This is a genomic window from Streptomyces sp. NPDC021562 (genome assembly GCF_040640875.1).
Taxonomy (GTDB): domain Bacteria; phylum Actinomycetota; class Actinomycetes; order Streptomycetales; family Streptomycetaceae; genus Streptomyces.
Window position 1 is genome coordinate 1 of sequence record NZ_JBFACN010000058.1, and the last position, 12,473, is coordinate 12,473.

The window sequence follows — 12,473 nt, forward strand, 5'->3', positions numbered from 1 at the left end:
CCCAAAGCCGCATCGCCGACCAGCTCGGCATCTCCCAGATGCACGTCTCCCGCCTCATCAGCCGCAGCTGCGCCCGCGTCCGCGCCGAAGCGATGGGACGGTCCGCCGACCCGTCGTCCTGAACCAGGGTCAGCCGGTGCGCGGTACGACCGGTACCTTCAGCGGCCGGGCCAGGCCCACCACGGCCTCGTCCAGCCGCTGCAGATGCCGCAGCACCCGGTCGGTCACCCGGCCGTAGCGCGGGGCGCGCAGGGTGCCCGGTTCCAGCATCGCCGCGATGCTGGAACCGGTCTCGACCGCGGGGGCCGGCTGCCGGCCGGCCACGTGGGCGGCGATCGCCTCGATGTTGTGCACGATCCGGCGGGCGGCCCCGCGCAGCCGGGGATCCGCCGCGATCGCCGGATGCGAGGGCAGCAGCTCCGCCGTCGCCGCCAGCGAACGCGCGTGGTAGGCACAGGTCTCCAGGAGCGCCACCACGTACCGGGCGGTGTCCCGGCGGGACCGCAACGGGGCGATCGGATGCGTCAGCGGCTCGGTGGCCGCCCGCAGGTCGGCCAGCGCCTGGTCCAGGTCGCGGGCCTTCTCCACGAGGTCCACCGGCGGCGCCCCGCTCAGCTGCTCGGCGGCGGCCCGGGTGACGTCCGCCAGCCGGTCCAGCGTCCCCGCCAGCAGCTCGTCGGTGCGGTGGCCGGTGTGCACGGGCAGCACCACCGCGGCCGCGATCACCCCGCACACCGCGCCCAGCGCGGTCTCCTCCACCCGCAGCACCAGCACGTCCAGGCTGTAGGTGTTGAGCAGGGTGTAGAGCAGTCCCAGCATCGCCGTCACGAAGAACGACATCAGGGTGTACGACAGCGGAGCCGAGTAGAACATCGCGAAGACGAACAGCAGCACCAGCCCGAACGCCGTCCAGGTGTGGTGCCCCACCAGCCCCGCCAGGCCGATGCCGGCCACCACGCCCAGCACGGTGCCCAGCAGCCGTCGGTAGCCCTTGACCAGGATCTCGCCGGTGGACGCGGTGTTGATGAACACGATCCAGCAGGTCAGCACCGCCCAGTACCAGCGCTGCGCGGACAGGAACTCGCCGCCCACGATGGCCAGCGAGGAGCCCACCGCCACCTGCACCGCCGCCCGCGTGGTGGGCCGGCGCAGCCCGGTGGCCTTCTCGGGCTCGGGTTCGCTCTCCTCGGCGCCCTCGATGGCCGCGTCCTCGGCGTCCAGTTCCTCGCGGGAGCGGGAGGTCGCCGGGGTGTCGTCGGACTCGTCCTGCGGCCCGTCCATGGCGATGCGCAGCCCCAGCACCGCCCGTGCCGTCTCACCGACGCCTCGGAAGACGTCCTGGACGGCGGGCGCGGCCGGCGGCAGGTGGTCCTCCTCGCGGTAGCCGAGCAGCCGGTTGCGCAGCTGGGCCAGCGCGGTCCCGGAGCGCGGTCCGGCCGGACGCAGCACCAGCAGCCGCAGCGCCTCCAGGTCCCGGCGCAGCCGCTCCGACGACTCGTCCCGCACCGGCTCCCGAGCGGCCGACGGCAGCGCGGCCCCCGGCAGATGCAGGGTGAGGGTGTCGGCCCGGCCGGCGCCGCGGGCGGTGAGCAGCAGCAGACCGAGCCGCTCGGCGGCGATCTCGGCGTCCGCGATGCGGCGCTGCACCAGCCTGGCGACCGACTCGTCGGAGGTGCCGTCCGCGAGCCGCCCCTGGATCAGCAGCGCCGTCTCGTGCAGCCGGGCCGTCCGTACCCTGACCTCCTCCACGGCCTTGTCCAGTTCGTCCGGGCCGGCGTCCAGCAAGTCCGCCTGCGCGGCGACCAACTGGGCGAACCGGGCCCGGAAGGCACGCCGCAGCCGGTCCAGGATGCCCGCCGGTGTCTGCCGTACGAGCAGGAAACGCGCCACGGCGGCGCAGCCGAACGCCACCGTGATGGCGACGTACAGGCCGGGCAGAGCGGGCACGGTCGCGTGCACGAACAGCGAGACGAAGTAGATCTGGAAGCCGATCAGACCCAGCGCGGTGCCCCGGTCGCCGAAGCGGCGGCCGTACACCGCGCAGAAGATGAGCGCGACGAAGAACAGGTCGCCGAGCACCACCCGCTGGTTGAGCAACGCGCCCAGCGACACGGATGCCAGCGCCACCGGCAGGCCGAGGGCGAGCGTGACGGCCTGCTGCGGGAGCTGCTTCTCGCGGATCGCGAAGGTGGCCACCATCGCCGTGATGGCCGCGGCCACCAGATGGAACACGTCCACCCGCAGGGCCGCGAGGACGGCGAGCGCGAGGGCGATCGAGGTGACCGTGCGCAGACCGGCGGTGAAGCGGAGCAGGCCGGGGTCGACCGCCGCGAGCCGGCCCCAGACCTCCGCCCACAACGGCCGCCCCACCGCACCCGCCCGGCCGTGCCCCGCGTCATGCGGCGACGTCACGCGGGGGCGTCGCCGGGACCCTCGGCGCGCTCCCGTACCTGCTCCGGGGTCAGATACGTGTCCGTGTACTCGAAGTCCTTGAGCCGGGCGGGTTTGCGGGCCTGGAAGCCGGTGCGGACGAAATCGTCGCCGCCCAGCGCGTTCAGCACCCAGTTGGTCGCGACCCGGGTCTTGGCCACGTTGGTGCGCAGCGCCGACCAGTGGTAGCCGCGGGCCACCGCCTGCGCGGGCAGCCCGCGCAGCTCGATGCCCAGCGGCTTGGAGACCGCGTCGGTGCCGCCCAGGTCCACCACCAGTCCCAGGTCCTTGTGGACGTACGGACGCAGGGCCTGGCCCCGCAGGGTGGCGATGACGTTGTCGGCGACCACCTTGCCCTGCCGCATGGCGTGCTGCGCGGTCGGCGGGCACACCGCGCCCTCCTCGCCCTTCGCCTTGTCCGGCACGGCCGCCGCGTCGCCGAGCGCGAACACCCCGTCGTGGCCCGGCAGGCTCATCTCGGCGTTCACCGCGAGCCGCCCCCGTACCGTCTCCGCGCCCAGCGCGGCGATCAGCGGGCTGGCGACCACCCCCGCCGTCCAGATCAGCGTGTGGGTGGGCACCACCCGCCCGTCGGTGAAGGTGACCTCCTCGGGACCGGCCTTGGCGATCGACACCCCGAGGGACACCTCGATGCCGCGCCGGCCCAGGATCTCCTGGGCGCTGCGGCCGAGTTTGTCGCCCAGCTCCGGCATCAACTTCGGCGCGATGTCGATGAGATGCCACTTGATCAGCTTGGGGTCGAGGTTCGGGTAGCGCTGCAACGCGGCATGGGTGAGCTTCTGCAGGCAGGCCGCCGTCTCGGTGCCCGCGTAACCGCCGCCCACCACCACGAACTGCAGCCGGGCCGCCCGCTCGACAGGGTCGTCGCTGGCGTCGGCCAGGTCGAGCTGCGAGATGACGTGGTCGCGGATGTAGGCGGCCTCCGCCAGGGTCTTCATGCCGAAGGCGTGTTCGGTCAGGCCCGGGATGTCGAAGGTGCGGGTGACACTGCCGGGAGCCAGCACGATGTAGTCGTAGCGCTCGTTGACGAGCTTGTCGGTGATGGTGCGCACCACGCACACCTTGGACTTCAGGTCCACGCCGATCGCACCGCCCGGGATGATCCGGGTGCGGTACTTCTTGCTGCGGCGCAGCGAGACGGCGATCGACTGGGGGGTCAGCACGCCCGAGGCGACCTGGGGCAGCAGGGGCAGATAGAGCTGGTAGGAGAACGGGGTCACCAGGGTGATGTCGGCCTCGTCGGGGGCGAGTTTCCGCTCCAGGCGGCGTACGCACCCCACTCCGGCGAAGCCGGCGCCCACCACCAGGATCCTGGGTCGTGTCACGGTGTCCATCCCTTTCCGCTGCTCCAGAGACCCGGATTCACGCCCTTCGGATGCCCCGGAACGCTTGCTTCGCACCACTTCGATCCCACCGTGCCCGACGCCGTTCCGCCAGCCGGGCGGCGCAGGCAGACGAACGCGTGGGCTCCAGCATGCCCCCTCGATCGTCCGGAGTAACCGACTGACGTACATGTATGCGCCGCACTTCCGTTCGTTCCGTGACCGCCCCACGGCGCCGCGGACGCCAGTAGGGTGTCCCGCATGGCGCAGACCCGGCCCGGTACGGCCTTCCAGAAGCGGCACATCGACCCCGACCGGGTGGCCCCGCTGGTGGGCGCCCTGGACTCGCAGGACGCCAATCCGGGGGTCCGGCGGCTGCGCGCCTGGGCCGAGGAGGCGCTGGCGGTACGGCCCGGCGAGCGAGTCGTCGACGTCGGCTCCGGCACCGGCTCCCAGACCCGGGCCCTGGCCGCCGCCGTCGGCCCGGACGGGGTGGCGATCGGTGTCGAACCCAACGGCGGGCTGCGCGCGGTCGCCGAGGAACGGTCGGCGGACAGCCGCGCGCGCTTCACCGACGGCGACGCGCTCGCCCTGCCGATGCCCGACGGTTCGATGGACGTCGTGTGGTGCGAGCGAGTGCTCCAGCACCTGACCGAACCGGACCGGGCGGTCGCCGAGATGGCCCGGGTGCTGCGCCCCGGCGGCCGGGTGGCGCTCCTGGACACCGACTGGGGCACCACCCTCCTGCACCCCGCCGAGCCGGACGTCGTGAGCGCGCTGATGTCCACCGTCCTCGGCGGTGCCAACCCCTACGCCGGGCGCCGTCTGCTCGGCCAGCTCGGCGCGGCCGGGTTCGTCGTGGACGACCGCGGCTCCCAGGCCCTGCTCCAGGACCACCGCACGGTCGCCTGGCCGCTGATCCGCATGCTCGGCGAGTCCGCGGTCCGCAGCGGCGCGCTCACCGAGGAGCAGCGCGACACCCTGTACGCCGACCTGACCGAGGCCGCCGGGCGGGGCGCCCTGCACATGTCGGTGACGATGTTCGGGGTGGTCGCCCACCGGCCCGCCTGACCCGGCCGAGCTCACCAGGGCAGGAAGGCGTGGATGTCCTTGCCCGACTCGGTGACGACCACGCTGACCTGGTCGCACAGGGTGTGCAGCAGATGCCAGCCGACGCCGCCCCCGCCGCTGTGCGGATGGAAGGGCCGCGGCTCGGGCCGGACCTGGCTGGTGTCGTGCATGGTGACGTGCACACCGTCGTAGGTTCGGCGCATCCGCAGCTCGAAGGGGCCCGGCGCGTACTGCACGACGTTGGCGGCCAGCTCCGTCACGGCCAGCAGGATGTCGTCCCAGCACTCCGGCGCGGTGGGCGGCGCGACCCGTGCGAGGTCGGCCAGATACCCGTCCGCGGCGAGCCGGGCGCCGGTCACGTTGCTCAGCTCGCCGGGAAAGGAGACCGTACGGTCGAGGGTCTCCCCCCCAGCTGGTCTGCGGTCCCGTGGCCCGGTCGGCATCTCGTCTCTCCCGGCCCGCGAGGGGGCGTGGTCAGGGTGCTGATCTCTTCCTTCTTCGCGGCGAGTGCCCGCAGGAGGGCAGGCTACGCGTGATCCGCTCAGCGGAACACGTCGTCGCCGTCGTCCCAGTCGGCCGGCTCCTGCGAGCCCGGTCGCCGCACCGCCCGCGAGCGGGCCTGGTACATGGCGTCGATCTCGGCCGCGTAGTGCTGCGCTATGGCGTCCCGGCGCAGCTTCATCGACGGGGTCAGCATGCCGTTGCCCGGCGCGAACGGTTCCTGGAGCACCCGGTAGACCCGGATCGACTCGGAGCGGGACACCACGCTGTTGGCGGACGCGATGGCCCGGGCGATCTCCTCGCGCAGCGCGTTCTCCTCCCGCGCCTCGCGCTGCGGCGAGTCGCCCGGCACCGCCAGCGCCCCCCGCCAGTGGGCGAGGAAGTCCGGGTCCAGGGTGATCAGCGCGCCCACGCAGGGCCGGTCGTCGCCGACGACCACCGCCTGGTGCACCAGCGGGTGCATCCGCAGCCGCTGCTCCAGCGGCGCCGGAGCCACACTCTTGCCGCTGCTGGTGATGATGATGTCCTTCTTGCGGCCGGTGATGGTCAGGTAACCCTCCGGGTCCAGCCGCCCGATGTCCCCGGTGGCCAGCCAGCCGCCGCGCAGCGCGGCCCGGGTCGCGTAGTCGTCCCCGACGTACCCCTGGAACACGGACGGTCCGCGCACCAGGATCTCGCCGTCGTCGGCCACCTGGATCTGGGTGCCCGGCAGGGCCTGGCCGACCGTGCCCGACTTCTCCCGGCCCAGTGGCTGCATGGTGATCCCGCCGCTGGACTCGGTCAGCCCGTACCCGTCGTGCACCGGGATGCCGATGCCCTCGTAGAACAGGGTGAGTTCACGGCTGAGCGAGGAGCCGCCGGACGTGGCCCGCAGCACCCGGCCGCCGAGCGCCGCCCGCAGTTTGCGGTACACGGTCCGCTCGTAGAGGGCGTGTTGCAGCCGCAGGTCGAAGCCGGGGCCCGCGCCCGTGCCCAGCCGCTGCCGCTCCTCGGCGGTGGCGAAGTCCCGCGCGGTCTCCACCGCCCGCTCGAACAGGGCACCGCGGCCCGACTGCTGGGCGGTCCTCAGGAACGTCTTGTACAGCTTCTCCAGCACCGACGGCACCGCGTACAGATAGGTCGGCCGGAAGGTGCCGAGCGCCGAGGCCAGCGCCGTCTCGGACATCTCCGGCTCGTGGCCCATCAGGATCCCGCCGCGCAGGCATATCACCATGATCATCAGCCCGTACACGTGCGAGAACGGCAGGTAGGCCAGGACGGAGGCCTGTTCGCCGGGGCGCGCGGCGGTGTGCCCCCAGCCGGCCAGCAGGGTGTCGCACGGGTAGGCGAGACCGCGGTGGCTGAGCGCGCAGCCGAGCGGCCGGCCGGAGGTGCCGGAGGTGTAGGTGATGGCCGCCGTGGAGTCCGGCATGACGATCCGGCGCAGCGACTCCACGGTGGTCAGCGGGACGAACCTGCCCCGCTGCACCAGATCCGGCAGCGCCCCGGAGTCCAGCTGCCACACGTGCCTGAGCCCGGGCAGGTGCTCGCAGACGGTGCCCACGGTCATGACCGCCTGCTCGTCCTCGACCACCACGGCCACACAGCGGGCGTCCCGCAGGATCCACTCGACCTGGTCCCGGGAGGACGTCGGGTGGATCGGCACGACCTCCGCGCCCACCGACCACAGCGCCACGCACAGCACCGTCCACTCGTAGCGCGTACGCGCCATCATGGCCACGCGCTGCCCGGGCGAGATCCCCGAAGCGATCAGTCCCTTGGCCAGATCGACCACTTCGTCGCGCAGTTCGACCGCGCTGACCTCCTCCCAGCCCGTGGCCGGTTCGTCGGGCCGGCGCGCCAGCACCGGCAGGGTCGGGTTCCGGTCCGCCGTCTCGAAGATGCTGTCGGCGAGCCCGCCGGTCAGGGTCGAAGCGGTCGTCGGAGCGAGGGCGTAGTCGCGCATGCGCTGCTCCTGGTTGTACGGAGGGTGACCCTCCCGATCGGTACTGTCGTCGACGCGGGTCGAATCTAGCCCAGGGGAGCGCGCCCCGTGCCAGGAACGGTCAACTCGTGTCCGCCCGATGACATGCGCTCACCCCTGCGTACGGCGCACACACTCCACGACGACGTCCCGCAGGCTCCCGGTGCGCTCCAGGAACGACCGCTGCTCGCGGGCCCCGGTCCCCCTGTGCAGCAGTTGTGCCAGGCCCTCCTCGACCCCGCTGGTGTCGCCGCTGTCGGCCAGCGCGGCCGCGGTGTGCGCCAGCAGCGCCCGCAGCACCTCGTCCGCGGGACGCGGCCGCATGGTCACCGGATGCAGGAGCTCCGCCTCCAGGCCGGTGCGGGCGGCCTGCCAGGAGGCCATCCTGAGCATGCTCACGCTGTGGTCGAGCGGCGGCCGCCCGGCCCGCCAGTCGCGCGCGGCCGTCTCCACGAGCGCGCGGGTCAGCGCGGCGACCAGGACGGTGGTGTCGGCGCGCAGGCAGACGTCGGCCACCCGGATCTCCACCGTCGGGTAGTGCTCGGACAGGCGCGCGTCGAAGTACACCATCCCCGTGTCCAGGATGACCCCGCTGGCCACCATGTCCGCGACCCGCCGCCGGTACCCCTGCGGCGTACCGAACAGCTCGGTCGGCCCCGCCGACGGACCGCGCGCCCACAGCCGGCTGCGGAAGCTGGCGTAACCGGAGTCCCGGCCCTGCCAGAACGGCGAGTTGACACTGATCGCGCGCAGCACCGGAAGCCACGGCCGCAACCGGTCGAGGACGGCGACGCCCTCCTCGTCGGACTCCACCGACACATGCACGTGGCAGCCGCAGACGAACCAGTCCGTGGTGGCGGTCCCGAACCGTCCCGCCATCCAGTGGTAGCGGTCGTGCCGGGTGAGCGCGGGCGCCACGGGCACCGGGCAGGTGGCGAGTGCGGCGACCGCGCAGCCGATCTCCCCGGCGAGCCGGGCCGCCTCCTTGCGGCAGCGGGCGATCTCGGCGCCGAGGCCGGCCATGTCCCGTTGCGGACTGGTCGCCAACTCCAGCATCTGACCGAAGAGTTCCTTCTGGAACACCAACTGCCCGGGATCGTCCTGGGCGGCGCGGTCCAGGACGGCGGCCGACTGGGGCATCGGCTCGCCACTGTCCGGGTGGACCAGCAGGAGTTCTTCCTCCACTCCGACGGTACGCAGCAAGGGGAACCGCCCTCCGGCCGGGCCGCGACCGGGCGCGGCGGGGTCTTTCACCCGAACTGCCCCGCCCCGGCGCGGGAAACACGTGCGGGCGCCGTCCGCGGGCTAGGGGGCGACAGGCTCAAGCCACACGGTGCCCAGTGGCGGCAGCGTCAGCCGCAGCGCCCCCTCGTCGGCGAGCAACGGGCCCCTGCTGACGACGTCCCCGCCGCCGTAGCGCGCGCTGTCCGTGTTGAGGATCTCCCGCCAGACGGGCGTGCCCTCGGGCACCGCCAGACGGTAGCCGGGCCGGACGACGGGGGAGAGGTTGGAGACCGCCAGCAGCGGCCGGGCCTCGGCGTCGAACCTCAGGAACGCGAAGACGTTGTCCTCCGCCGCGTCCCCGAGGACCCACTGGAAGCCCACCGGATCCGTGTCGCGCTGCCACAGGGCGGGCCGGGTGCGGTACACGGAGTTGAGATCGCGGACCAGATCCCGGACACCCCGGTGATCGGCCTCGGCCGCGTACCCGGGGTCCAGCAGCCACCAGTGCGGCCCCTCGGCCTCCGACCACTCGCCGCCCTGGGCGAACTCCTGCCCCATGAACAGCAGCTGTTTGCCGGGATGGGCCCACATGAAGCCGAGATAGGCGCGGTGATTGGCGCGTTGCTGCCACCAGTCGCCCGGCATCTTCGACACCAGGGACTGCTTGCCGTGCACCACCTCGTCGTGGGAGATGGGCAGGACGTAGTTCTCGCTGTACGCGTAGACCATCGAGAAGGTCATCTCGTGGTGGTGGTACTTGCGGTGGACCGGCTCGTGCCGGATGTACTCCAGCGAGTCGTGCATCCACCCCATGTTCCACTTCAGCCCGAAGCCCAGGCCGCCGCTGTCGGTCGGCCGGGTCACCCCGTCCCACGCGGTGGACTCCTCGGCGATGGTCACCACACCCGGCGCGCGCCGGTACACGGTCGCGTTCATCTCCTGGAGGAACGCCACCGCGTCCAGGTCCTCGCGCCCGCCGAACACGTTCGGCGTCCACTGCCCGGAGTCCCGCGAGTAGTCGAGGTAGAGCATCGACGCGACCGCGTCCACCCGCAGCCCGTCGATGTGGAACTCCTCGCACCAGTAGACCGCGTTGGCGACCAGGAAGTTGCGCACCTCCACCCGGCCCAGGTCGAACTCGTAGGTCCCCCAGTCCGGGTGCTCGGCCCGCCGGTCGTCCCCGGGCTCGTACAGCGGGTCCCCGTCGAAGCGGGCCAGCGCCCAGTCGTCCTTGGGGAAGTGGGCCGGCACCCAGTCCATGATCACGCCGATGCCGGCCCGGTGCAGGGCGTCGACCAGGTACCTGAAGTCGTCGGGGGTGCCGAGCCGGGAGGTCGGCGCGTAGAAGCCGGTGACCTGGTAGCCCCAGGAGCCGCCGAAGGGGTGCTCGGCGACCGGCATGAACTCGACATGGGTGAAGCCCAGGTCGTTGACGTAGGCGGGCAGTTGCTCCGCGAGGTCGCGGTAGGTAAGGCCCTGGCGCCAGGAGGGCAGATGGACCTCGTACACCGAGAACGGGGCCTCGTGCACGGGGGTGTCGCCCCGGTGCGCCATCCACTCGGCGTCGGTCCACTCGTGCCGCGCGACCGTCACGATCGAGGCGGTCGCGGGCGGCACCTCCGTCCGCCGGGCCATCGGATCGGCCTTCAGGAACCGGCCGCCGTACCGGGAGGTGATCTCGAACTTGTACCGGGCGCCGTCGCCCACCCCCGGCAGGAACAGCTCCCACACCCCGGCCGCGCCCAGCGAGCGCATCGGGTACTGCGTGCCGTCCCAGCAGGTGAAGTCCCCCGCGACCCGCACGCCCTGGGCGTTCGGCGCCCACACCGTGAACCGGGTCCCGGCCACCCCGTCATGAGTCATCGGCTCGGCGCCGAGCGCCTTCCACAGCTGCTCGTGGCGCCCCTCCCGGATCAGGTGCAGATCCAGCTCACCGAGGGCGGGCAGGAACCGGTACGGGTCGTGCACCTCGTGCTCGCCGTCCTCGTACGCGACGAGCAGCGTGTACGACGGCACCTCGGCGTACGGCAGCACGGCGGCGAAGAGCCCGTCGCCCTCCGACTCCAGGGGGCTGCGCACCCCGTGGGCCAGCACGCTCACGGCGCGGGCGTGCGGGCGCAGCGCACGGAAGAGGGTGCCGCCGTCCACCGGGTGGGCGCCGAGCAGCGCGTGGGGGTCGTGGTGGGCGCCCGCCAGCAGCCGCCCGCGGTCGGCCGCGTCCAGCGGCGGAGCCGTGGGACGGGAGGGCCCCGAGGGCTCGGGGAGCGTGGAGTCGCGCAATGCCATGAGGTCAGCCTCCCCAGCGGGCGAGCCGCTCGATCGCGGCCATCGGAACCGGAAGCCAGGCCGGCCGGTGCCGGGCCTCGTACACCACTTCGTACACCGCGCGGTCCGTCTCGTGGGCGCGCAGCAACGCGTGCTTCTTGCGCGGGTCCCAGCCCGCCCGGGCAGCGTAGCCCGCGCAGTAGGCCTCCCGGCAGCGGCCGGCCCACTCCGGGCGCCAGGGACGGCGCTGGCGGGCCGCGTAGTCGAAGGACCGCAGCATGCCGGCCACGTCGCGGACCGGGGACTGCAGGCCGCGGCGCTCGGCGAGCGGCCGGGACGGTTCGCCCTCGAAGTCGATGACGAACCACTCGCGGTCCGCCCGCAGCACCTGCCCGAGATGGAGGTCGCCGTGGATCCGCTGGGCGCTCGGGCCGCCGTCACAGGCGGCGAGCGCCTCGAAGGCGCCCCGCAGTCCGGGCACGAACGGCCGCAGCGCGGGCACCGCGTGCGCCGCCGCCTCCAGCCGCGCGGACATGGCCTCGGCCGTGCGGCTGTGTTCGTCGCGGCCCGCGGACGGGAAGGCGCCGGCCAGCGCGAGGTGCACCTCGGCGGTGGCCCGCCCCAGCTCGTGCGCCTCGGTGGTGAACTCGTCCCCCGTCGCGAGCGCGCGCAGGGCCAGGGTCCAGCCGTCGGCCGCGTCGGGCAGGAACGGCTGGAGCACCCCGAGGGTCGCGGGACTCGGCTCGGTGGTGCGGAACCAGGCCACCGGGGCCGGCACCCGGGTACAGCCCTGGGCCGCCAGCGCGCCGGGCACCTCGAGATCCGGGTTGATGCCTGGCTGGATCCGCCGGAACACCTTCAGGATGTAGGCGTCGCCGTAGACCAGCGAGGAGTTGGACTGCTCGGCGGTCAGCAGCCGCGGGGCGAGGCCACCGGGTATCCGGGCGTCGCGGGCGGTCTCGAAACGCAGCGGACCGGCGGTGCCGGGGACGCGCAGCCGTTCCAGCAGCAGCTCGGCGGCGTGCGGGTCGTGCAGGGCGTCGTAGATCGCGAACCCGGCCAGCGGGCCCTGTTCGGCCCGGCCGATGTACGCCCGCTCCAGCCGGGGCGTCCGGTGCGGGCGCACGCCGAGCAGCAGCTGGTAGCAGTCGCCCGACGGGGAGGCGTCCCCGCCCGCGGAGTGGTCGGCGTGGACGAGCAGATGCAGGCAGCCGGGGAGGAGTTCGGTCACGGACAGCACGGAAAGCTCCGTGACGGGCCGGTCCTTGCCCGCGAACCAGCGCTGCCGGGGCAGCCAGTCCCGCAGCAGTGCACCCAGCGAGGCCAGCGGCCCGTCGAGGTCGAGGCCCGCGGCCGTGCTGCGGGGCAGGTCGACGGTCTTCGTCATGGTGACGCGTCCTTTCCTCGGCTCCGCACGCTCAGCGCCGACGGCCGGTGCGGGAGGCGACTCGGGAGAGCCGGAACCAGTAGAAGCCGTGTCCCGCGAGGGTGAGCAGATACGGCAGTTCACCGATGGCGGGGAAGCGCACCCCGCCGATCAGCTCGACCGGGTGCCGGCCGTCGTAGGCCCGCAGATCGAGTTCGGTGGGCTGGGCGAACCTGGAGAAGTTGTGCACGCACAGGACCAGGTCGTCCTCGTACTCCCGCAGGAACGCGATCACCGCCGGGTTGGACGA

General features: G+C 73.1%; 10 protein-coding genes. 2 read left to right on the plus strand and 8 right to left on the minus strand.

Annotation, left to right across the window (positions count from 1 at the left end):
- The coding region (locus AB0G52_RS40440; protein ID WP_361344223.1) for a sigma factor-like helix-turn-helix DNA-binding protein at positions 1-122 on the plus strand (122 nt) is incomplete at its 5' end.
- A 7-nt stretch (positions 123-129) separates the two neighbouring features.
- On the opposite strand, the gene AB0G52_RS40445 is transcribed toward AB0G52_RS40440, so the two are convergent.
- Entirely contained in the window at positions 130-2,370 is a 2,241-nt protein-coding gene (locus tag AB0G52_RS40445) for an FUSC family protein (RefSeq protein ID WP_361344226.1), read from the minus strand.
- A 38-nt stretch (positions 2,371-2,408) separates the two neighbouring features.
- On the minus strand, positions 2,409-3,785 hold the full coding sequence (locus tag AB0G52_RS40450) for an NAD(P)/FAD-dependent oxidoreductase (protein ID WP_361344212.1): 1,377 nt from the start codon (positions 3,783-3,785) through the stop codon (positions 2,409-2,411).
- A 249-nt stretch (positions 3,786-4,034) separates the two neighbouring features.
- Here AB0G52_RS40450 and AB0G52_RS40455 point away from each other — a divergent pair, with 249 nt between their 5' ends.
- A complete protein-coding gene (locus tag AB0G52_RS40455) occupies positions 4,035-4,844 on the plus strand; it encodes a methyltransferase domain-containing protein (RefSeq protein ID WP_132894529.1) in 810 nt (269 codons plus the stop codon).
- A gap of 11 nt (positions 4,845-4,855) precedes the next feature.
- Here the strand turns inward: AB0G52_RS40455 and AB0G52_RS40460 are convergent, their stop codons facing one another.
- The 6 genes from AB0G52_RS40460 to AB0G52_RS40485 form a co-directional block, all read right to left on the minus strand.
- Complete coding sequence (locus AB0G52_RS40460) at positions 4,856-5,287, minus strand: ATP-binding protein (protein ID WP_132894531.1); 432 nt, start codon at positions 5,285-5,287, stop codon at positions 4,856-4,858.
- A gap of 98 nt (positions 5,288-5,385) precedes the next feature.
- Positions 5,386-7,290, minus strand: coding sequence for an AMP-dependent synthetase/ligase (locus AB0G52_RS40465; RefSeq protein ID WP_361344216.1), 1,905 nt, complete (start codon positions 7,288-7,290; stop codon positions 5,386-5,388).
- 129 nt (positions 7,291-7,419) lie between these two features.
- Positions 7,420-8,508, minus strand: a complete 1,089-nt coding sequence (locus tag AB0G52_RS40470) for a glutamate--cysteine ligase (protein ID WP_132894543.1) — start codon at positions 8,506-8,508, stop codon at positions 7,420-7,422.
- Positions 8,509-8,613: 105 nt separating this feature from the next.
- Positions 8,614-10,818, minus strand: a complete 2,205-nt coding sequence (gene glgB / locus AB0G52_RS40475) for a 1,4-alpha-glucan branching enzyme (protein WP_361344218.1) — start codon at positions 10,816-10,818, stop codon at positions 8,614-8,616.
- A 4-nt stretch (positions 10,819-10,822) separates the two neighbouring features.
- Complete coding sequence (locus tag AB0G52_RS40480) at positions 10,823-12,184, minus strand: maltokinase (RefSeq protein WP_132894539.1); 1,362 nt, start codon at positions 12,182-12,184, stop codon at positions 10,823-10,825.
- A 31-nt stretch (positions 12,185-12,215) separates the two neighbouring features.
- Positions 12,216-12,473 (minus strand): alpha-glucosidase C-terminal domain-containing protein (locus tag AB0G52_RS40485; protein ID WP_207921930.1); only part of this gene is annotated, 258 nt, incomplete at its 5' end.

Excerpts from the sequence above, each read along its gene's own strand:
- AB0G52_RS40450 (WP_361344212.1), bottom strand. The coding sequence starts at position 3,785 with ATGGACACCGTGACACGACCCAGGATCCTGGTGGTGGGCGCCGGCTTC.
- AB0G52_RS40455 (WP_132894529.1), top strand. The coding sequence starts at position 4,035 with ATGGCGCAGACCCGGCCCGGTACGGCCTTCCAGAAGCGGCACATCGAC.
- AB0G52_RS40460 (WP_132894531.1), bottom strand. The coding sequence starts at position 5,287 with ATGCCGACCGGGCCACGGGACCGCAGACCAGCTGGGGGGGAGACCCTC.
- AB0G52_RS40465 (WP_361344216.1), bottom strand. The coding sequence starts at position 7,290 with ATGCGCGACTACGCCCTCGCTCCGACGACCGCTTCGACCCTGACCGGC.
- glgB (WP_361344218.1), bottom strand. The coding sequence starts at position 10,818 with ATGGCATTGCGCGACTCCACGCTCCCCGAGCCCTCGGGGCCCTCCCGT.
- AB0G52_RS40480 (WP_132894539.1), bottom strand. The coding sequence starts at position 12,184 with ATGACGAAGACCGTCGACCTGCCCCGCAGCACGGCCGCGGGCCTCGAC.